The 22,349-nt window shown below is 55.6% G+C and carries 16 protein-coding genes and 1 pseudogene; 4 read left to right on the top strand and 13 right to left on the bottom strand.

Annotated elements, in window-relative coordinates; genetic code table 11:
* The first annotated feature begins 180 nt into the window (after positions 1 to 180).
* Complete coding sequence (locus EAW52_RS24050; RefSeq protein ID WP_122044374.1) at positions 181 to 1,107, top strand: glyoxylate/hydroxypyruvate reductase A; 927 nt, start codon at positions 181 to 183, stop codon at positions 1,105 to 1,107.
* Between the two features lie 155 nt (positions 1,108 to 1,262).
* Here EAW52_RS24050 and argE read toward each other — a convergent pair whose 3' ends face one another.
* The 13 genes from argE to EAW52_RS23985 form a co-directional block, all read right to left on the bottom strand.
* Entirely contained in the window at positions 1,263 to 2,417 is a 1,155-nt protein-coding gene (gene argE, locus EAW52_RS24045) for an acetylornithine deacetylase (protein WP_122044373.1), read from the bottom strand.
* Positions 2,414 to 3,574, bottom strand: coding sequence for an FAD-binding oxidoreductase (locus EAW52_RS24040; RefSeq protein WP_122044372.1), 1,161 nt, complete (start codon positions 3,572 to 3,574; stop codon positions 2,414 to 2,416). The genes argE and EAW52_RS24040 overlap by 4 nt, the downstream gene beginning before the upstream one ends.
* Complete coding sequence (locus EAW52_RS24035; RefSeq protein WP_122044371.1) at positions 3,571 to 4,959, bottom strand: NAD(P)/FAD-dependent oxidoreductase; 1,389 nt, start codon at positions 4,957 to 4,959, stop codon at positions 3,571 to 3,573. The genes EAW52_RS24040 and EAW52_RS24035 overlap by 4 nt, the downstream gene beginning before the upstream one ends.
* Positions 4,944 to 5,249 (bottom strand): (2Fe-2S)-binding protein, encoded by a 306-nt coding sequence (locus EAW52_RS24030; RefSeq protein ID WP_122044370.1) that lies wholly within the window; start codon positions 5,247 to 5,249, stop codon positions 4,944 to 4,946. Before EAW52_RS24030 ends, EAW52_RS24035 begins: the two co-directional genes overlap by 16 nt.
* Positions 5,246 to 7,093 carry an ABC transporter ATP-binding protein gene (locus tag EAW52_RS24025; RefSeq protein ID WP_122044369.1) on the bottom strand — a complete coding sequence of 616 codons (1,848 nt, stop codon included), beginning with the start codon at positions 7,091 to 7,093 and terminating at the stop codon, positions 5,246 to 5,248. Before EAW52_RS24025 ends, EAW52_RS24030 begins: the two co-directional genes overlap by 4 nt.
* 2 nt (positions 7,094 to 7,095) lie before the next feature.
* Entirely contained in the window at positions 7,096 to 8,001 is a 906-nt protein-coding gene (locus tag EAW52_RS24020) for an ABC transporter permease (RefSeq protein WP_122044368.1), read from the bottom strand.
* The gene (locus EAW52_RS24015; RefSeq protein WP_122044367.1) at positions 7,998 to 8,954 is read right to left on the bottom strand and encodes an ABC transporter permease; all 957 of its coding nucleotides are present in this window, start codon (positions 8,952 to 8,954) and stop codon (positions 7,998 to 8,000) included. The genes EAW52_RS24020 and EAW52_RS24015 overlap by 4 nt, the downstream gene beginning before the upstream one ends.
* A gap of 25 nt (positions 8,955 to 8,979) precedes the next feature.
* Positions 8,980 to 10,617: an ABC transporter substrate-binding protein gene (locus EAW52_RS24010; protein ID WP_122044366.1), complete on the bottom strand. Its 1,638-nt coding sequence runs from the start codon at positions 10,615 to 10,617 to the stop codon at positions 8,980 to 8,982.
* 81 nt (positions 10,618 to 10,698) lie between these two features.
* Positions 10,699 to 11,976 carry an FAD-binding oxidoreductase gene (locus tag EAW52_RS24005; protein WP_122044365.1) on the bottom strand — a complete coding sequence of 426 codons (1,278 nt, stop codon included), beginning with the start codon at positions 11,974 to 11,976 and terminating at the stop codon, positions 10,699 to 10,701.
* A gap of 22 nt (positions 11,977 to 11,998) precedes the next feature.
* Positions 11,999 to 12,667: a haloacid dehalogenase type II gene (locus tag EAW52_RS24000; protein WP_122044364.1), complete on the bottom strand. Its 669-nt coding sequence runs from the start codon at positions 12,665 to 12,667 to the stop codon at positions 11,999 to 12,001.
* Between the two features lie 836 nt (positions 12,668 to 13,503).
* Positions 13,504 to 15,489, bottom strand: a complete 1,986-nt coding sequence (locus EAW52_RS23995) for a hydantoinase B/oxoprolinase family protein (protein WP_122044363.1) — start codon at positions 15,487 to 15,489, stop codon at positions 13,504 to 13,506.
* A 3-nt stretch (positions 15,490 to 15,492) separates the two neighbouring features.
* Positions 15,493 to 17,589, bottom strand: coding sequence for a hydantoinase/oxoprolinase family protein (locus EAW52_RS23990; RefSeq protein WP_218567906.1), 2,097 nt, complete (start codon positions 17,587 to 17,589; stop codon positions 15,493 to 15,495).
* 168 nt (positions 17,590 to 17,757) lie between these two features.
* Complete coding sequence (locus EAW52_RS23985; protein ID WP_122044361.1) at positions 17,758 to 19,233, bottom strand: aldehyde dehydrogenase; 1,476 nt, start codon at positions 19,231 to 19,233, stop codon at positions 17,758 to 17,760.
* 244 nt (positions 19,234 to 19,477) lie between these two features.
* On the opposite strand from EAW52_RS23985, the gene EAW52_RS23980 reads away from it, so the two are divergent.
* From EAW52_RS23980 to EAW52_RS23970, 3 genes and pseudogenes are all read left to right on the top strand, one after another.
* On the top strand, positions 19,478 to 20,296 hold the full coding sequence (locus EAW52_RS23980; protein WP_122044360.1) for a GNAT family N-acetyltransferase: 819 nt from the start codon (positions 19,478 to 19,480) through the stop codon (positions 20,294 to 20,296).
* A 368-nt stretch (positions 20,297 to 20,664) separates the two neighbouring features.
* Positions 20,665 to 21,095, top strand: a pseudogene (locus tag EAW52_RS26565) (transposase); the annotation flags it as partial.
* 216 nt (positions 21,096 to 21,311) lie between these two features.
* A complete protein-coding gene (locus tag EAW52_RS23970; protein WP_122044358.1) occupies positions 21,312 to 22,244 on the top strand; it encodes a LysR substrate-binding domain-containing protein in 933 nt (310 codons plus the stop codon).
* The last annotated feature ends 105 nt before the right edge of the window (positions 22,245 to 22,349 follow it).

Below are 22,349 nucleotides of genomic sequence, written 5' to 3'. Positions count from 1 at the left end.
TTCCGCTGTTGCTCCGCTGCCATTGGCGAACCCTCGATATGAAGCGCTGTCATTCCTTCGGTGAAATCTGCTGTTCAAGCAGCTGATACCTCTAGGCGGTACCTTTTGGAGGACCGCATTCAGACGATTCTTTCGTATGGATACAGCACCATGGCCATTTCTTTTGAGGAGTAGCTGGCCATGGCACTGCTATGCAAGTTTGATGACGTACGAAGCCGAGAATGGACGCAGCTTTTTGCGCAGCATGCGCCCGACATTGATGTAAGGATCTGGCCAGACTTGGGTGATCCCGCCGAGATTCGCTATCTTGCAGCCTGGCAGCCGCCAGAGAATCTGATGACGTATTTCCCTAATCTTGAAGTGCTGTTTGCAACCTCGGCAGGAGTTGATCAGTTTGATCTTGCCGCAATTCCTGAAACATTGCCGCTGGTACGGATGCTTGATCCAGAAATCACCCGAGGCATCGTGGAATATGCCACCATGGCCGTACTTAGCCTGCACAGACACCTGCCGCGTTACCAGCAGCAGCAACAACGCCAGTGTTGGAAAGCGCACCGGCTGATTCCAGCCTGCCAGAGGCGGGTCGGGGTCATGGGCCTGGGCCAGTTAGGACAAGCCGTACTGGGCCATCTCCAGCAGTACGGCTTTCTTCTCTCAGGCTGGTCACGCTCGGCTCATCAAGTCCCTGGAGTTACCTGCTATGCCGGTCAGGACGAGCTACAGGCGTTTCTTGGACAAAGCGATATCCTGATCTGCCTGCTACCGCTCACCGAGCAAACCCAGGGTATCCTCTGTCGGGAAACATTTGCAGCACTACCTAGTGGCGCGAGCCTGATCAATATTGGCCGAGGCAAACACCTGATCGAAGATGATCTGCTTCAAGCGCTGGACAGTAACCACCTTGAGGCGGCCTTTATTGATGTGCTGGAGGACGAGCCTGCTAGCGCAGAGCATCCCTTCTGGCACCATCCAGGCATTACGCTAACGCCCCATATCGCAGCCATGACTTCTGCACTGGGCGGTTTCGAGGCACTACTTGCCAATATTCGACGTTTTGAAGCCAATGAGCCTATGCAGGGTGTAGTGGATCGCAGCACCGGATATTAGGTGTAGATGCTTATCCTTTCGAGCAGCTACAGCGCCATCGCTGATTAACACACCCCGCGCTAAACAACACATCGAGCCCAAGCACCACGTCAGCCTCATATCGAGGCTGGCGCTGTCGTACAGCTCATCAAAGGCTTGTTCCTGCCAAGCAGCGGTTAACACAGCGCATTGACCAGTCTGCCCAGCAAGGCATCACATGCCGCCAACTGCTCCAGCGCTACATACTCATCGGGCTTATGGGCCTGCTCGATAGAGCCAGGACCGCACACCACCACCGGTACATCCAACCGGTCGGCAAACAGTCCTCCTTCAGTGCCAAAGGCTACCTTCAACTTTTGCGTACCCGGCTGGGTAAAGGATTCCACAAACTTAACGGCGTCAACGGTGGGATGCGTGTTCAGTCCGGGATAGGAGTTCAACTTCTCGATTTCTATCGCAGCGTTGGGTGCACGATCACGTACGCCATGAATGAGTCGTTCGGCCTGCCCACGCAAGTCGTCGATTAGTAGATTGGGATCATCAGCTGGCAGATGGCGAATTTCAAAGTCCAGTGTACACAAACTGGGAACGATGTTGATCGCCTTGCCTCCTTGAATCAGGCCGGTGTGCACTGTCGTGTAAGGCACATCATAGGCATCATCAGAGGCACCAGCCGTCTCCAGGCGCGTCTGGAGCGTACGCAGCTGCTGGATGAAATCAGTAGCCAGGTAAATCGCATTCACGCCCCGTGGAGCCAGCGACGAGTGGCCTTCCAATCCGCGACAGTGCACGCGCCAGACGCCCTTGCCTTTGTGTCCTACTGCCAGCTGCATGGATGTCGGCTCCCCAATCAGGCATAAAAAGGGGCGGACCGGTAACAGCGCCAACACCTCTAGCAGGCGACGTACCCCGACGCAGCCAATCTCTTCGTCATAGGACAGCGCCAGCTGCAGGGGGCGCCTTAGTGGTTGCTGAGCAGCCTCCAGCAGGGCATTGATAGCACAGGCAACGAACCCTTTCATGTCGCAACTGCCGCGACCATAGACTCTTCCATCGAGCACCGTGGCGGTGAACGGCGGCAGCGTCCAGGCCTGCCCTGCCACAGGCACTACGTCGGTATGACCGGACAAGACTACACCTGGTACGTCCGCTGGCCCAACACTGGCAAACAGGTTGGCTTTCTTGCCTGTCGCATCGTGTATTAGCTGACATGCAATGCCCCGAGCCTCCAGTAAATCGCGGACATAGCCAATCAAGGGCAGGTTTGAATCGACCGAGACCGTTTCAAAGCCTATCAAGCGCTTGAGGATCGTAATACTTCGCGTATTCAACCGGCAAGACTCCTGCGGGCGTCCTGGGTTTGGCTGGACGTGAATCGATGAATATAAAAGGGCTGGATTGGAGTACTGGTTGATCCAGTGTCAATGAGCTCTGCCATCACATCGCCTACCCCAGGCCCCAGTTGGAAACCGTGTCCGCAAAAGCCAAAGGCGTAGTACAGGCCCTCGACCCGGCTACTAGGACCCATTATAGGAATGTCATCGGCAACATACCCCTCAATCCCGCTCCAGGTCCGAATGATATTTACCCGAGCCAGTGCAGGTGCCAACCGTCTTAAATGCCTAAGCTGATTGATCAGGCTCTGCGGCTCGGCAGGTGATCGCAGCGTATCCAGGTTGGGGCGACTGCGCCAGCCACCACCAATAATGATATTGCCACGAGGAATCTGACGAAAATAAACCGTTCCACCTGGTTCTTTGGTATAGACGCCAACGACCTCCTTGAACACATAAGGCACCGGTTCGGTGACAGCCATTTGGGGGCCATGCGTCTCGATAGGTACTGCCTCACCAAATTGGGTCGATAACCGGCCGCCCCAGGCCCCGGCTGTGATCAAAAGGCGCGGGGCCTGAAAGCGTCGACCATCGGTAGACGTGACAGTAAACCTGTCGCCGAGCTTTTCAACCCTCTGAATCTCGGTGTGCTCTTGCAGATCCACCCCCTCCTTTACGGCTGCTCGAGCAAAGGCCGGTGCGGCCAGGCGAGGATTGGCATGGCCGTCATAGGGTGCATGGGAAGCCGCGAGAACGTCGGGACCCAGGTAAGGAAACCGCTCTCGCATGGCCGCGCCCTGATAAACCTTCAACCCCAGCTCCACCGATTCTGGCGCATGAGCATAGGCTTCCAGGGCGGCAATTTCCTCCTTGTGATAACACACTCGGATATGGCCGCTGGGAATAAACTCCAGGTCATCATGGATCAGCTCAGGCAAGCGTTCCCAGATCATTCTTGACCGGGTGGCTAATGCCAGTTGTGGAAGAAAGCGTCCCTGGCGCCTGACGTTACCAAAATTGGTACCGCTTGCGTGTTGCCCAACGATTCCACGTTCAAGCAACACTACAGAATGCCCGCGTCTACGTAGGAAGAAGGCTGACGAGCAGCCCATTATGCCGCCTCCGACAATAATAATATCTGCCTGCGAATTCATGACGGGGTCTCCTGAGCAATGTCCTCTTCAAGGGCGAATGTGACCGGTCGTACTGGAGCCTGTCCCCTCAAACGACCTACGCTTTCAATCGGAACTCCGGCTTCCTGAGCGATTACTTCAGCCCCGGCATGAGCGCAGTACCGTCCCTGACAGCGACCCATTCCTACCCGGCTAAAAGCCTTGGCCCGATTAGCTTCGCGGGCGCCCTTTTCATTCACCACCGCGCGCAACTCGCCTGCGGTAATCGCCTCGCACCGGCAGACAATAGCCTCATCTGGTAGCGATACGGCCAGTCCAGAAGGCCAGGGAAATGCCTGCATAAGACCCTGCCTGAATCGCTCATGAATGACTAGTCTTTCCCGCTCCTTAACCCGGGTGGCCGCATCGGCGGACCTTCCCAGATCCTTGAGTACGGCCAGCGCCACGAGCCTTCCTGCGGACTCGGCGGCGTCGGCGCCCCGCACACGTGCGCCATCTCCAGCGGCATAAATGCCCGGGGTCGACGTTCGCCCGTCTTCATCTAATTGCAAGATCCACTGACGGGTCAGCGCATCGAACTCGAATGCACATTTAGCCAGGTCAGCCAGTTGTGTTTCTGGCCTGAGATGGTAGCCCAGAGCCACGGCATCACAGCTGATATGGTGCTGCTCCCCCTTGGCATCAGAAAAGACTACGCCCTGCACGCCCTCCTCTTTACGACCAAGCACCTCCATTGGGGTAATGCCGAAATACAAAGGCACCTTCTGGCGACGCAGAGCTGCTATCAACTTTAAGCCATTGAACAAGACACCAGGACGTGCCATCAGCTTGGGCATAGCGATAAGACGTAGAGGCATCGGTGAGGTATCCAGCACAGCGGCTACGTCAGCACCTGCCTTTAGATACTGGACCGCTACCAGATACAGCAGCGGCCCACTGCCCATAAAGACTACCTTATGCCCGATCGATACGGCTTGGCTCTTGAGTGCAACCTGGGCGCCTCCCAGACTGAAGGTACCCGCAAGATTCCAGCCCTTGACTGGCATCAGGCGATCACTGGCACCCGTACATAAGATCAAGGCATCGAAGGGAATATCACGTTGGCGACTCTCATGGACGGTATGAAGCGTCTTGTCGTATACATTCCAGGCGAGAGTCTCAGGCCGATAGTCGATACGGGCGCGTAAAGCATCAAAAGTCTGATGTATAGCCGCTGCCTTGTCTGCCTCGGAGCCATACAGCTCATGGTAGTCCCGACGAAAACCTTCAGGCTGGCGGCGATAGATCTGACCGCCATCACGGCGATTCTCATCGATAAGTATGGGGCAAATTCCGCCAGCCAGCAGCGTTTCGGCACATCGCGTACCGGCAGGTCCTGCACCAACGATCACTACACGCGGTTCCATGTGACCTCCGGTTGCTCAGTCAATACAGCTAATCCTTCTCTGACAGGCGTACCGCAGGCTCGTAGACGTTCGCCAGACTCCGTCCAGATCCAGCAATCCTGGCAGGCCCCCATCAGACAAAAACCTGCGCGGCGTCCATCACCAAATTCGGAACGCCTCAAGGCGTTTCTCGCCGTTAGTACAGCAACCATCAGGGTGTCACCTTCCAGTGCCTGAACGGCTTGACCATCGATCCGGATCGTCACATGGGTCCGATCGGCTTCACCCAGTCGCTTGAAGCGCGCCGTCATGAAGAAACTCCTTGAAGCACAGGTGCCTCGCGATGCTGCAAACGAGCCAGCTCATCACCTGTGTGGTGACAGAGAATGGTATTGCCTGTAACCAGTCGCCTGGGCGTCGGCGCGGTATGGGTACAGATTCCGTCCAGGCGCACAGGACACCGGTCTAGAAAAGTGCACAACGCCGCCTGTGGGATGCTCGGGGCATGTAAGGGGGCGGGTTGTCGTAAATGCACTGGCTGTTCCTCCAGCCATCCCTGGCGTAGCTCAGGAACAGAGGCCGTGAGCAGCTCGGTATAGGGATGCACGGGGGCCATAGTCAAGGCACGCGGAGTAGTGATCTCCACCTGTCGCCCGGCATAAAGTACCAGGACGTCATCACATAGAGCACTCACGGTAGAAATGTCATGACTGATAAAGAGGTAGGAAAGCCCCAGGTCACGACGCAGCTCACCTAGCAATTCAAGAATGGCTGCCCCTACAACAGTATCCAACGCCGAAGTTACTTCATCGCACAAGAGCACTGCCGGCTCTGCTGCCAATGCCCGGGCAAGGTTAACCCGCTGTTTCTGTCCTCCCGATAGCTCTCCTGGGCGGCGGTGGACAATCGTGGACGGGAGCCTGACTTGATCCAGAAGCTCAGCTACACGCCGCTGTCGCTGACGGGCGTCCATATGGTGATAGATGGCGAGCGGCCGACTCAGGATGCGCTCAATACTATGCGCTGGATTAAGCGCTGTATCGGCATTTTGGTAGACCAGCTGAATGCGACGAAACTGCTCGGCTGTCCGCCCATTGAGACCCGCGGGCAAAGGTTCACCCTCGAACAGGATGCTGCCCTGCGCAGGCGGCAATAGTCCGGCGATAACCCGTGCAAGGGTCGACTTGCCTGAACCGGACTCACCAATGATGCCTAATGCCTGACCACGCTCCAGGCGCAGATTGATACCGTCCAGCACGCGAAACTGCGGAAGCCTGTGATGGCTGACAGGCCCATAACCGGCGACCAGCTGGCGGATTTCAAGCAAAGGAGCGGAAGGCTCCGGACGGGCAGGCGGAGTCAACTGAAGCCTGGGCCGCGCCGCCCTGAGCAGGCTTCGGGTATAGGCATCCTGAGGCCGGGTGAGCAGTCGCCCGGTCGGGGCGGATTCACGAACCTCACCCCCATTAAGAACCAGGATTCGGTCAGCCATCTGGGCTACGACCGCCAGGTCATGGGAGACATACACGGCGGTGATGTTGCGCTCTTGGACGACCTGCTTGAATGCACGCAACACATCGATCTGGGTCGTGACGTCCAGAGCAGTGGTTGGCTCATCCAGAATGACCAATTCAGGATCTGTAATCAGCGCCATGGCTGCCATCACTCGTTGCAGCTGGCCTCCAGACACCTGATGTGGGTAACGGTCACCAATAGCTTCCGGGTTGGGAAGCGCCAGGGCTTTAAAAAGCTCTATGGCACGCTCCCTGGCCTGGCTTCGCGACAACACACCATGAATCAGGGCCCCCTCAATGACCTGATCCATCAAGCGCTTGGAGGGGTTGAACGCCGCGGCAGCGCTCTGTGCAATATAGGCCACGGTGCAACCGCGAAAACGGTGCAATTCCTTTGAGTCAAGCGCGAGTACCTGGGTTTCGCCAACGCGTATAGTTCCTTCCGTGATACGACAACCCCGTCGGGCATACCCCAAAAGTGAAAGAGCGATTGTTGTCTTGCCTGAACCAGACTCCCCAATCAGCGCCAAAACTTCGCCTTGTGCGAGCGCAAAATCAACGCCTTTAACAATTTCTACCGACTCACCGGTTTCTTGTGTTGCGCTGACACGCAGGTTTTTCACCTCGACAAGTAACGTCATCCTTAAAGCCCTCCCCGTCGACGTGAATTAAAACTATCAATCAACAGGTTCACGCCAATGGTCAGCGTCCCGATTGCCAGGGCGGGAACGAGTACGGCGGGTGCGCCCTGGCTCAGTCCAGAGATATTTTCTCGAACCAATGACCCCAGGTCAGCTTCCGGGGGTTGGATACCCAGCCCCAGAAAGCTCATGCCGCTCAGTAGCAGCACGATATAAACGAACCGCAGGCCTAGATCGGTCAGGATTGGCGTCAACATGTTTGGCAGCATTTCGACCCTGGCGATGTACCAGCGTCCTTCCCCACGAGTGCGGGCAACCTGGATGTACTCAAGCTCACTGAGGTTCATGGCCAAGCTTCGGGCGATGCGATAGCAACCGGGGAAGTACCCCAGCACGGCCATGACGATGAGCAGCGGTACCGAGGAGCCAAATGCTGACACCATGACCAGCGCCAGCATTTTGCTGGGTAACGAGATCAGTGCATCCACCAGCCGACTAACCGGTTCATCCACCCAGCGCGAGGATAACGCTGACCACAGTCCCAGCCCAGTGCCGATCAGGCTGGCCAACAGCGCCGCAGCCAATGCCAGACCAATAGTAAAGCGCGCACTGTCCAGCACCCGGCTAAGCATGTCACGACCGAGAAAATCATTCCCCAGCCAGTGTTGCGCGCTGTAGCTGGCAAAAACCTCGGAGTCGGTAAGCGCGCTGGGGTCATAGGGTGCCAGCCAGGCACCCAAAATAGCGATAAACAGCCAGAACAGTACCAGTGCACCGCCAATAATGCCCATCAGCGGCAATCGGCGGTATTTTCGCGCAGTGGCCGTAATAGCCGCGTCTTCCAGCGTCTGGCTGCCAGGAACCGTTTGGGCGTCGACGCGACGCAAAGGAGTTACGCGTGTAGTCATCGGGTTCTCAGCCTCGGATTGGACAGGATGGCGCAGAGATCTGCCAGGGTGATAAGCACCAGGTAGGCGCAACAAAACAGCATCGCGCAGGCCTGGATAAGGGGCATGTCCCGGCTGGCAACGCCATCAACCATAAGCTGAGCGATACCGGGGTAGTTGAAAATCGTCTCGACAATGACGACGCCGCCCAGCAGATAAGACAGACTTAGCGCCACGGCATTGGCAATCGGGCCAACCGCATTGGGTAGTGCATGAAGCAGAACCGCCCGTATGGTGCTTACCCCTTTTAATCGGGCCATTTCAATATAGGCACTGTCCATCTGGTCGATCAGCGCTGCGCGAGTCATTCGTGCCATCTGCGCGACAATGACGCAGCACAGGGTTCCTACCGGTAATGCATAGGCGCGCAAAAATTCCAAGGGCGTGTGTATGTCATGAGCAAAGGTAAGGGCCGACAGCCATTGCAGCTGGACGGCAAAGACCAGGACTGCAAGGGTCGCTACCAGAAATTCGGGAACCGCCACAATAGAGAGAGTCATGACACTTAACGTACGGTCCAGGCGCCCGCCTCGGTACATCGCCGAGGCGATGCCCAGCCCAAGCGCCAATGGCACGGAAACCAGCGCAGTTACACCGGCCAACATCAATGAGCTGTGTAGACGGTCACCAATCAGTGTAGTGATAGGCATTTGATTGGACAGCGAAATGCCCAGCTCACCCTGAAGAAGTCCGCCCAGCCAGCCCAGATACCTTACCAAGGCGGGTTGGTTGAGCCCCATCTGCTCACGCAGCGCGGCTACCTGCTCGGGTGTTGCGAACTGGCCAAGCGCCTGCTGCGCGGCATCGCCAGGCAGCAGGGCTGTTACAAAAAAAACCAACAAGGATACGATCAGCAAGGTGACCAGCGAACCCAGGACCCGCCTGCCTATGAGTGAATAGCTGCAATAGCTCATGGCCGCCTCCCCTTCAATGAATAAATCAGGCCTCGAGCCAGACATGCTCAGCAAACATGTACCCCATGAAGCCGCCGATAGGGATAGGCGTATAGCCCTTCAACTTTTTCGAATGGGCATCAATGGTGCTCATAAACATGGGGAGGCCGATGCCGCTGTGCTGTGAAATCAGGGTCTGCATGTCGGCATACATCTGTTTGCGCTTGTTGAAATCAGGTTCTGCCCGCGAGGTCACCAGTAGCTGGTCAAACTGTTCATTTTTCCATCCAGACTCATTCCAGGCGGCGTCCGACTTGAAGAATTGTGACAAGAGGATGTTGGCAGTAGGACGGGCATTGACGCTGCCAAACCCTAAGGGGTCCTTCATCCAGTGAGCATCCCAGTAACCATCCGCCGAGACGCGGTTGACCATAATGTTGAGCCCAGCCTGCTTGGCCGCCTGCTGGTAGACCACGGCCATTTCATTGGCTCCGTCAGGAGCAGACGAGGTCACTAATGGCAATCGCGCACCCGCAATTCCGGCTTTTTGGAACAAGAATTTGGCTTTGTCAGGGTCATAGGGACGTGCAGGGAGATCCGCCAGGTGGTAGGGCGTTCCCGGCATGATGGGCTGGTCGTTGCCCAGCATTCCATAGCCCAGGAATACAGTCTTGAGGATCTGCTCACGGTCAAACAGCAGCTTCATCCCTTCCACCACATTGGGATCGTTGAATGGCCGCTGCGGCAGGCGCATGATCATATTGGTATAAGTGCCTGTTGTCGTGGCCTGTACCACCGCCTGAGAGCTTGCTTCAATGCGCTTGGCTGAGCGCGGGTTGACTCCTACTGTCAGGTGGACATCGCCGGACAGTAAAGCATTGATGCGTGACGGCTCATCACCGATCCCGATCAGTTCGATTTCGTTAAGATAGGGCTTGCCTGGTTTCCAATAATTTTCATTACGCACCGCAACCGTACGTACCCCTGGCTTGAATTCCTGGCATTTGAAAGGCCCTGTACCATTGGCGGTAGCAAACTCTTTGGTCCCCTCGGCAATAATCAAGAAGTGGGAAATTGCTAGTACTGCAGGAAACTCGGTGTTAGGCGAGACCAGATGAATTTGCACCTCGTGCGGGCCGGTCGCTTTGACCTCAGCGATCTGATCGGCCAGTGGTTTGACCTTCGATCCCGTAAGCGGCTCCTTGTGCCGCATCAGGCTATAGACCACATCGGCGGAGGTGAAGGGCTTCCCGTTGTGGAAGGTGATATCCTTGCGCAGCTGAGCGGTCCACACCAGTCCATCCGGACTGTCCATGGACGTTGCCAGGGCCATCTGCGGAATCAGCTTGTCGTCAAAGACAGTCAAGCCGTTATAAAACATGTTGTGGCGAGCGTAATCCGTGGAAAAAGCCCCCTTGGCTGGGTCGAGCGTGTCGGCTGTCGAAATCGAGATCCCCGCCACCCGAATCTTGCCGCCCTGTCTGGGCTCCTGTGAGGAAGAACTTTCAGCTGCAACGGCGGCTCCGCTCCCGCAAAACAGGGCACCTGCTCCTGCAGCCATCAGGCCGGCCGCGCCTAAGAGACGCATCGCATCCCGGCGAGAGAGACCCCGGTGCAGTGCTTCAAAGGCCCGTACGCTGTCGCCGGGTCTGATCAAACCGCTTCCTATCTTGTTGTCGGTCATATCAGCTACTCACTAAGGAATGATTGAAAATCACCTGTGCTACCGGTGTTCACCGCTCTGCGCTTATATCTGCTCCTTTGCTCAATGCAGGCGGTCCTGCAACTGGTAATAAGCACCTACTAGAGGAAGAAACCAGGGCTTTCCGAAGTGGCCTGGGATGGCTGGCCAGTCCAGAGCACGCCAGGGGTTCTCCTGGATACGACCCTCAAGCACATCGGCCATGACCTGGCCCATGTGTACCGACATCTGCACACCATGGCCGCTGTAGCCCATCGCATAAAAAACGCCATCACGCTCCCCGGCGCGGGGCAGACGGTCGGCCGTCATGTCGACTAGTCCTCCCCAGCAGTACTCAATGCGGGTATCCCGCATCGCGGGAAAAAGCGCCTGCAAGCCGGCGTGAAGGATCTCACCACTTTTGGCATCCGACCGGGGGTTGGATAGGGCAAATCGCGCCCGCCCCCCAAAAATCAGGCGATTATCGGCGGTTGTCCGGAAGTAATTACCAATAATGCGGCTGGTGACATAGGTCCGCCGCTTAGGAAACAAGTCATCTATAAGGCGTGATGACAGTGGCTCGGTCGCCACAATAAAGCTGCCTACCGACGTGATTCGTCGACGTATCCAGCTGAACGGGCCAAACTGACTATTGCCGGTAGCCAGTAGTACCTGGCCAGCCTCCAGCTCCCCACGGTCAGACCGTATGCGGAAGCGTCCGCTGGGAAGCTTCTGCAGGTCCGTTACAGGAGCCTGCTCATACACCTGAGCCCCTCGCCGTACTGCTGCTTCAGCCAGCCCTACACCAAAGCGGCCCATGTGCATCTGACCACCATTGCGCTGGATAAGGCCTCCATAGAAGCGGTCCGATCCTATTTCATCGCGAATCTGCGCAGGGGCTACGAGCTCGACTTCAGGATCGACATCCTGAAAGATGAGCTCCCCCGTCCGGGCCAATGCCTCGTAATGATGCGGTTTGGCTGCCAGCTTGAGTTTGCCGGTCTTGAGAAAGTCACACGCCAGAGCCTCTTCCTGTATGACTCTTTCAACCGTTCGTACGGCCTGAGCGTATGCCATATAGAAGCCACGGGCCTGCTCACGACCTACCCGCTCGACCAGCGTGGCATAGTCTTGAGCTACTCCCGTATTACAGTGACCGCCGTTACGCCCGGAGGCCTCTCCAATAACCCGACCGGCCTCAAGTACCACTACATGGGCGCCTCGTTTGGCCAGTGCCAGGGCTGCCGAAAGGCCGGTAAAACCCGCGCCCACAATCACAACGTCTGCCCGTCCAGTCACGGGTCCCTTTGCCGCCCCTGTAAAATCCGGGGAGGTGTCAAGCCAGTAGGATTCAGAAGCCATACACACCTCCTGGGTTGCTGGACTACAGACCAACCACGGCAGCCAAGCCGCCAATATCCTTGATTTCAGTGTTGGTGTAGTACGGCGTGCTCGGCTCATGGCTGCGATTGACAAACACCTTGTTCTTGATGTTCATGTAGTCGGCCGGGATAAGGTCATAGCGAAAACTTGATGACACATGCAGAACGTCCTCTGGACCGCAGCCCAGGTTATCCAGCATGTATTCGAAAGCGGCCAGACGCGGCTTGTAGGCCTGTCCTTGCTCGGCGGTAAAGACCTTGTAGAAAGGGACACCCAGCTTGTCCACGTTGGACATGATCTGGCTGTCAGACGCGTTGGAGTAGATCACCAGCGGAATCTTGTCAGCGATCTTGGCCAGTCCTGCTGTGACATCTGGATGTGGTCCCCAGCTGGGCACAGCATCGTAATAGGCCTGTCCCTCCTCGTCCTTGTAGGCAATCCCCCAGCGCTTGCAGGTACGCTCCAGAGCAGACTTCAACACCTGGTCGTACGGCTGCCACGGACCCAGTACCTCATCGAAACGATAGCCATTGAAGTCTTTGCAGAACTGGTCCATCTGCTCGGCAGGAATACGGTCAGCAAACATTTCGCGTGCCATATCGGACATGCGAAAACGCGTCAGAGTACCGTAGCAGTCAAAGGTAATGTATTTGGGCCGGAAGACGGTCATGGAACTGTCCTTTGTCGTGAGTCGATGCGCTGGAACACTCCAGCAACCAGAAAGGAAATATCCTTCATGGCTCTCATTACATCACCGACGTTTCGGCAGATGTCTCTCGATCCAAGGGGCACCCGACACACAAAACACTTTTTTTTACAGCTATCCCAGCATAGTTTGCGGTGTGTGCCAGTAGAGGGCCAAAACCACGGCAAATGCAGCTTTACGCCTCGCAATGGCGCATTTCTAGCCCAGCGCGCCGTTCCGCCTTCAGGTATTCACATGCCCTTTGTCAGGATTTTCTGTTGCATCGTGCTTTGACCGACCCTGCTCATGCATCACTGACACCTAAGCGGTTTTCACGTATCGGCATGGAGGCTATAAAATAAGTATCGTCTTGAAGAGTCCTAATGAGTGCTGATGCGCTAGTTCTTAGCGTGGGTATGATCAGCACTTGTAGAGCCCTACAACTGGTACGCAAGGGCTGGTCGGTTGTGCTCTCAAATCGACAGGCGACTGGCCAGGAAACTTCTATGGGAACGCTGGGATTATCCAGCATAAGGCGGTAGAACCTTTTCGCGAGCCTGGACCGCTTTAGTCAACAAGGTAGGGATTCGCGTGAGTGTCTCGACTTTTAATACACTTGGCATGCAACTGGCGGTCCGCTTAGCAGGTATGTTACCGCCAGATTGCCCATAATTGGTTGCAACTGATCAAGCGCTGCATGAGCTTTGTTCATGGCGGGCTAGGCGTTCTGTATCACCCCCTTACCCTACCTGCCCCAGCGTTTCGAGTAGCCCAGACCTTATAGGCCGTGGGCTACTTGCCGGCTGGTGGCAAAGGTGCGCTTAGACCGGAAGCTCTGGATAACGCTGGCGTAACCCTTCAAACAACTGAGCGATGATTTCAGGCCGGCCGTCATCGTCAGGCTGTGTGGACAGGTAGGTATCCAAGGCCTCAAATAGACGATGCTTGAGAAAGAATCGCCACTCTACCGGTACTTTAGCCAGTAAGGCAGTAAGCGCTGCATAACGATTTTGGGTCCACCGCTGCTCATGTGCCGTGCGATAGGGCCCGTAATCAAAGTGACCTTTTAAGGGCTCTTGCCTTTGCCCGCGCAACGTCCAGGTTGCAGCCTCATTCACCTGATCGTTTTCAATGATTACACCATAGTCGTCTCGAGCTTGCTCAAGCGAGACATAGCCTCGACGTACATCTTCAAGGACACGCGCTGAAGGGCGCTCAAGCGGGTCACCGTATCCTCCGGCGCCTGCCCCGACAAGCCTGATAACATCCCCAGGCTGACAAGGTACCAGATCGGTATTACCTAACTCTTCCGTCTCTGGTGTATCGGGGTTTCGGGTAAAGCGCGAGTTAGCCCCAGCCTTACCGCCCAATACGCCCCACGAGGCAAATCGGGTACGATCACGATTACGCGCCGTCACCAGCGAGCCGGGTGAAAACACCTGGAATTCCATTACCAATCCTAATCCACCTCGGTATTTGCCAGGGCCGCCGGAGCCTGGCGCAAGACAATAACGTCGCATCAGGATAGGTACTTCCGCCTCGTTGATCTCTACTGGTGTATTACGCAAGAAGGCATTGTTCGCCCCGGATGCATCAGCTCCATCGCCAAATGGCATACCTCCCGCTCCGCCACCTACGGGCCCAAGCGAGGCCATGACTCGACGCCCATCGCCTCCGAGCGTGTTCACGTTCATGATTGCTAGGCCCCCAGCCGAGCAGGCGGGTAGCTTATCCGGTAAAGCTTGTGAAAAAGCCCCAATGGTCAGCATATGGGTAAGCTTACAGGTCAGGCTTCGCATCCCGACGGCGGCCGGCGGTAACGCATTCACCACAGTTCCTGGTGGCAGGATGCAACGCACCACACGGTAGACACCTCCATTAAGCAAGATATCAGGCGCCAGCGTATAGAGCACATAGTTTAACCCTACCAGCATCAACGCATGACGCTCATGGCCTCCCGTGGGGATATTGAGGGAAGACGCCAGTTGCGGATCGCTGCCGGTATAGTCCATTTCCAGCGAGTCGCCCTGGATACGTAGCGTCAGCGCAACACGTAAGGGTTTGCCGTTGACACTGTCTTCGTCAGCATATTCGGCAAAGAAGTATTTGCCATCTGGCATGCTTTGCACCAGGGTACGGGCCTGTTGCTCAGCATAGTCTAACAATGCATGCATTCCTGACCGAAAAGTCTCAAGGCCAAAGCGCTCTATCATTTCTATGACCCGACGCTCCCCGGTCATGAGCATCGCAATTTGAGCCTTAAGATCGCCCTGGTTTTGCTCGGGTGCCCGGACGTTGATTGCCATCATTTGGAGAAGAGCGTCATCCAGCACGCCCTGCTTGACCAATTTGCAGGGCGGAAAACGAATACCCTCCTGATGGATTTCTGTGAGTGTTCGCGATAGCGAAGCCGGTACAGCACCACCCATGTCGGTATTGTGAATATGCCCTCCGACAAAGCAGACGAGTTCTTCCTCATAAAAGACAGGTTTCCACATCACGATATCGGGTGTATGCGTAGCAACGTAACCGCTGTAGGTATCGTTGGTCATACAGATATCACCCGGCTCGTAATGACTGATCAGCTCAAGCACGCCTTGATAGTCAAGTCCGGTATACCAGGTGGCCCCCAGAGTTTTGGGCGAGGCAAAGGTTTGTCCCTGCGGCGTCAGCAAGGCGCATGAGAAATCTTCCGTTTCTTTGACAAACGTTGAGTGCGCTGTGCGTACAAGTGTATACGCCATGCTTTCAGCCGCAGCGCTACAGTAATTAGCAAAAACCTGTAGTTCGGTCTTATCGATAGCCATTACTTATCCCTCGCGCTGTACGTTGCGTAGAATCAGGTTGCCATAGGCGTCCACCCGGCCCTCAAAGCCAGGCAGTACACAGGTCGTACAATCATCCTGAGCAACCACCGCTGGGCCTGCAAAGGTATGTCCCGCTAACAGATCACCCCGAAGGTAAAGGGGCGAAGCATGAAAGGCATCATCCAACCAGAGCTCAAGGGTGGCATGTCTAGGCGGTTGCCCCTCTCCCTCAGCTAGATGCCTCAGGCGTGGCTTGGGTGTGCAAGCACTTATTACCAGGCGCAGTGCTATAACCTGTATGGGAGCGGAAGGATCGCTGTGACCATACAAGCGTGCGTGCTCGTGGTGGAAGGCCTCGGTAAAACCTGCCATGTCACCTTGGTGTATCGTCTCGGGTTCTACGGGAGTGTCTACCTCAAAGGACTGTCCCTTGTAGCGCATATCCGCAGAGACACTAAGTTGGATTTGTGTGGATTCACTTATTTCATTGGCTATCCATTCGCGGGCCTGCGCTTCCAGAGCGCTCAGGTCACGAGCAAGTTGTAAAAGCGTCGCGGGCGATAATTCGTAGTAAGTGGTTTTCACAAAGTCGTTACGCGTATCGGCAATCAATCCGCCCATCGCACTCAGCACCCCAGGAGTGGTGGGGACAATGATTTCTGACATGTTTAGTGCGCGAGCCAGATGACAGGCCAGCATAGGGCCGGCGCCGCCAAAGGGAATCAGTGCATAGGTGCGCGGATCAATGCCAAAGCGTGAAACAATCCGGCTGACACCGGTATACATACCTGAAACCGAGACCTTGATAATGGCTTCGGCAGTACGCCGAATGTCACTGCCAAGCCTTGCGGCCAGAGGAGCAATAGCCTGTTCGGCGGCGAGCACATCTACTTTCACGGCGTTATAGCCCAGGTCTGCCTGCCCGAGGATACCGAGCACAGCAAAGGCATCGGTAATCGTTGCTCGAGTACCGCCTCGGCCATAACACACCGGGCCAGGGCTGGAGCCTGCGCTTTCCGGACCTACTTTCAGCACGCCAAAGTCATCCACCCAGGCGATAGATCCCCCGCCGTCGCCGATGGACGTCACCGACACTGAAGGAATATGAATGGGGTAATCCCCAATGTACTCTCCCGTTGCATAATGAGGTTCACCTTGAGTTATAAGGGCTACGTCTGCGGTAGTGCCGCCAATATCCAGACTCATGCAGTGTGGCAACTGGCACAGTTGAGCAATATAGGCGGCACCGATAACACCGGAAGCCGTACCGGACAGAATCATCTGCACACAATCGGTTTTACCGCTTTCGGCACTCATAATGCCGCCGTTTGATTTTGTGACCTTAAGCTCTGCCGTTACGCCCGTCTCGTGCAGGGCAGCCTGTAAAGAACCCAGATAGTGAGCAACCTTAGGCTGCACGTATCCACCGATCACGGCGGTCAGTGTCCGCTCGTACTCACGAATGATTGGCCAGACATCTGAGGAGCAGGAGACAAAAAAGCCAGGTAATGCCTGCTCTATAAGCGCCTTCACACGGTGTTCATGAACGGGATTGCGATAGCTGTGTAACAGTGCAACGACGACGCCCTCACACCCGGTCCGCACGAGTCCATCAATCGCAGCAGCCACAGCTGACTCATCAATCGGCGTCAGCTCACGCCCGTTTGCATCCAGACGGCCGTCAACGCCAAAGACACGGTCACGAGGTACCAAGGCCTGGGGCCGGCTGGATAACAGGTGATACATATCGGGAATCTTTAACCGGGCAATATCTAGTACGTCCTCAAAGTGACGAGTCGTAATTAACCCAAGCCTGACGCCCTTTCGCATCACGACCGCATTCACGCCTACGGTGGTGCCATGGGTGAAATACACGACGTCTTGTGGATCGATTCCATAACGCTCAGCCAGTGCGCTCATTCCCTCAAGAACTTCACTTCCTGGACTGTCGGGTCGGGAGAATACCTTGAGTGTTCGGAAGGTACCGTGTGTGTCATCCAGAACCGCAAAATCTGTGAACGATCCGCCTATGTCTACCCCAATCCGCAAGCCCATGGTGATCCTCGCCAAGGTCAGTGTGTGATGTGTCGAGGGGGTCATTACAGCACTGCTCTCTCAGCAGATGCGCAGCGTTGCCAGCGGTACGCCGTCAGAAATGTTTGTTTTCTATGGATCGGCCAGCAGGCTCTGCTTTATGCCCTTAGGGTCACGCATTGCTAGGTTTTCGAAGCGCCAGCTAGGCTCCTCTCTTTTGTGGTAGCTCGGCTTTCACTGTCCGATATCAATCAGAACGCTTTTGAATCTTAGATTTGCCTCGAAAGCTGCACGCCCCAAGTCCTTGCCAATGCCTGACCGCTTATAACCTCCGGTTGGCAAGATCCAGTCGTGGCTACGGCCATACCGGTTAATCCAGACCGTACCCGCCTCGAGCCGTCGTACCGCACGAAGAGCACGACCTAGATCAGCTGTATGGACCCCGGCAGCCAGGCCATAGATGGCATGGTCAGCCAGTGTCAACGCCTCGTCCTCCTCATCAAAGACCTGAACCGTCAACACCGGCCCAAAGATTTCTTTCTGTACAGCAGGGTTTTGTCCATCGACACCGGCAAGCACCGTGGGTTGGTAATAAGCACCGCCGCCCATTCCCTCATAACGTTGCCCGCCACAGAGCACCTCTGCCCCCAGAGCCCTCCCCTGCGCGACAATGCCTTCAATGCGTTGAGCCTGACGCTCCGAAATAATAGGAGGCAATGTCGTGTCTGCAACCCATGTGCATCCTGGTATATGCGCCTTAAACGACGCGATGATGTCGGTAAGCAGAGGCTCCAGAACAGCGCGATGCACAATCAGCCGTGCGCCGGATACACAGACCTGTCCGGCATTACCAGTAATCGCACTGGCTATTGTGCTTGCTGTACGGGCAAGGTCAGGGGCATCGGCAAAGACGATCTGAGGGCTTTTGCCGCCCAGCTCTAGCGTGACCGGCTTGGGCCCTGTTAAAGCGCAGGCAGCCATAATGGTTGAGCCTGTCTGGGTCGAACCCGTAAAGGTGATCTTTGCTACTTTGGGGTGCCGGCAAAGTGCATCACCGGTGGTTGCACCATCGCCCTGCACTACGTTGAAGATGCCAGCAGGAATACCCGCAGTAATGGCAAGTTCTGCCAGGCGCAACACTGAAAAGGGTGTAAGTTCAGACGGCTTGAGCACTACCGCATTTCCTGCAGCCAGTGCAGGGGCGACTTTCCAGCCTGCCATACTCAACGGAAAATTCCAGGGTGCGATAGCGCCAATGACCCCATAGGCCTCAGCGATCTGCATGCCTAAATGATCTGTACGAGTAGCTGCAACCTCGCCTCCCAGCTTGTCGGCAAATTCTGCAAAGAACCGTATGCCTTCTGCTACATAGGGAATATCCCAAGCGATCACATCATTAATCGGCCGCGTTGAACCCACTGCTTCAAGAGGACCCAGCCGCTTACCATCAGCCTCGATCAGATCTGCCCAGCGCCGCAGAGTCCGGGCGCGCTCACGTGGCGGACGACTCGTCCAGTCGCTGTGCTTGAAAGCCTGCCAAGCGTTTTCGACAGCTTCATCAACCAGGCCTGTGTTAGCAATTGGCAGACCGGCATACCTCTCGCCATCAGACGGTCGCCGTACATCAAGCTCCGCAGGGCCGTACCGGTAAGTGCCACCAATAAAATGAGCGCTGGATACAAGGACCTGATGAGGATCGAATACAGACATGACGACACACCCGATAAGCCTTAGGAAAGAATTTCAATACTGGAGAGTCGGGAAGGGATTAACTACTGAACTTGCAGGCCGGTCAGCACGATGCTTTGGTCTAGCGCCACAAGATCAGATAAATCTGCTGCCCTGTATCGATATAACAATTTCGAACGGCTCTGGCTTCAATGCATACCTTTCTGAAAGGAATACCTTTGTGTCCACTTCTACAATAACGAACCCTCAAGTCCGCTTCCGCCCAATGACGACAGAGGATCTGGCTTATGCGCATAAGCTTTCGTCAGTATTGCAATGGCCTCATCGCCTCGACGATTGGCATCTTATGCATTCGCTAAGTATGGGAGTCGCGGCAGAGGATAACAGCGGTTTGTTTGGAACCGCTTTCTGCTGCCCACAGGGAGATTACGCCAGTATTGGGCTTGTGATCATTGATGGTCCTCATCAAGGCCGAGGACTGGGTCGCGCATTGATGGAGCAGGCGTTGGCTGCTGCAGGTTCACGAATACCGTTACTTGTTGCAACTGAGCAAGGTGCTCCGCTTTATGCGAGTCAGGGCTTTGTGATTTACGAACGAATCTATCAGCATCAAACCCCGTGCGCGCCGGCGATCGTTGCACCGATACCGGTCGGAGAACAGCTCACGCTCTTAACAAACAAGGATTATCCTCGCTTGACTGAATTAGCCTGCATGGCAAGCGGCACAGACCGTACCTTGATCATCACCGCACTGCTTGATATTGCACAGGCAGTAGTGGGGATTGAACGTACTGGAGAGATCGTAGGCTTTGCCTTGCTGCGCCCGTTTGGGCGAGGTATGACTATTGGACCAGTAGTAGCCGAGAACAGCACACAAGCCAAAGCACTTATTGCCACTCTGCTAACCCAGGCGGCGGGCCAGTACATTCGGTTGGACGTTACCCAGCAAAGCGGACTTGGCTCGTGGCTAACCGAATGCGGTATACCTCAGGTAGATAGCGTGGCGCAGATGGCTAAGGGAAGCCCTCCCCAAGCACAGGGCGGAGTAACTCAAATGGCGCTGGCCACGCAGGCTCTTTGCTAATCCAACCGTATTATCAAGGAGAATCTGCTTCTGCCTGGTGCGCCCGCCTCATTAACAGTGTAGTCAGGCTCGAAGCCTGTTGATATAGCTCCGGGCCTAGCACGCATATAAGCAAGGAGAAAGGCAATTCAATTGCCAGTACTTGAAGATTCTCTTTGCTTGATGACCCGCTCATTAATCTTAAGAAAACTCACCAATAAAAACGTCTCATGACGAGACACTTTGATTTAAAAGCTTTATTCGCTCTATAACTACGGTAAAGCTAGGTGTCTCATCATGAGGCACCTAGCTTTGAGAAGGCCTGGTAGTGGTCTACTGAACCCGGACACCCATTTGAGGCAAAAATGCTCGCCATGAGAGAGATGTCGATGACCAAGCAACGTCGTTTCTTTACGCCTGAGTTCAAGCGTGAAGCTGCTGTCCTTGTGCTCGATCAGGGCTACAGCCACATCGAGGCAGCCCGTTCACTTGGGTTGATTGAAGCGGCCCTACGCCGTTGGGTAAAGCAGCTGCAGGCAGAGCGCAACGGTGTCACCCCGACCAGCAAAGCCCTGACGTTTGAATAGCAAAAGATTCAGAAGCTGGAGGCCAAGATCAGTCGGCTGGAACAGGGAAATCCATATTAAAAGGCTACCGCGCTCTTGATGGACAAGACGCACGAGCGCTCGCTTTAATCGATCAAGTTCGCTCCGAGAGGCCTGATGATCTGCTGTGCTCAGTATCTGAAATTTCTCGATCCTGCTATTACGCATACTGCCGCAAGCATTGGTCTCCTGATATTAAACGGCTTGCTCTGCGCGTTCACTTAAAATCAGAATTGTATAAATATCATACTGCACATGACTTAAAGGAAGTACATTAAACCCACTCTAGAGGTGGCCCCCATGGTACTAACGGCCGTTTTAATACTGGTCACCTGAAGGCTGTGCTTGAGCTAGCCGCTCATTACAGCCTGTCGACATTCAGGCGAACTGCTCAGCACACGCCCATTACTGGACCATTTGGAACAGCACCCTTGGAACTCAGGCAACTGCGCTATTTTGTCAAGATACTCGAGCAAGGCAGTCTTGGGCGCGCCGCGCTCGAACTCAACGTTGGCGTCTCGGCGCTAAGCCAACAGATTGCTAAGCTAGAAAACGAACTGTCGTCCCGACTAATAAATCGCACCAGCACTGGGGTCACTCCCACCAGCGCGGGCTTGGCGTTCCTGCATCATGCCCAGTTGTGTCTGCGTCAGGCGGACAACGCTATCATGGCAGCGCACCGGGGAAGGATGAGTGGCTTTGTGACTGTGGGTTTGCCACCCAGCACCGCCACGGTACTGGCCCTTCCGCTGATTAATACGATGCGAGAACGCTACCCAGACATCCAACTGCACTTAGTGGAAATGCTCTCCGGACACCTTGCCGGACAACTTAATGCGCGTCAGATCGATTTGGCAATCTTATTCCAACTCGAAGGCGGAAAGCGCTGGAGTGTAACGCCACTGCTCGACGAAAAGTTGTTTGTGATCAGTGCGCCACACCTGCCCAACGCGCCCCAAGATGCCACCGTTGCGTTGGCGGACTTGGGACAGCTGGCCCTGGTGATGCCCAGTGTCCAGCATGGCTTACGCTCGACGTTGATGACCGCGTTCGAGCGCGAAGGGCTAGCACCAAACATCGTAATGGAGGTCGATGGCCTAGCCGTGTTGATGAACGCAGTCCGCGCCGGGTATGCCGCCACCATCCAACCGGGAGCTGCTGCAGGGTTGAAGGGCGAATCCGGGCTCCTTGTCTCGGAGATCTCCAATGTCCATGTCGGGAGGCGCAACCTATTAGCAACCTTGCCTGATGATGAGTTGCCGCCGGCGGCGCTGGCCGCGAGACGAGTTATCATCGATGTGACTCGGCAATTGGTCACCGACCATCATTGGCCGGGCGCTACCTGGATTGAAGAGATATCATAGTAAGCCTGCAAACCCGCAAAGACTTTACGAAAACTAAATACCCCACCTTCTGACGCGTCTTTCGGACCTGGCCCGACTCCCCTATTTTTGCCTCTCTCGCGGGGA

The sequence above is a fragment of the Pseudomonas sp. LTJR-52 genome, assembly GCF_003691465.1.
Classification (GTDB): domain Bacteria; phylum Pseudomonadota; class Gammaproteobacteria; order Pseudomonadales; family Pseudomonadaceae; genus Chryseomonas; species Chryseomonas luteola.
This window is presented reverse-complemented; position numbering and strand designations above follow the sequence as displayed.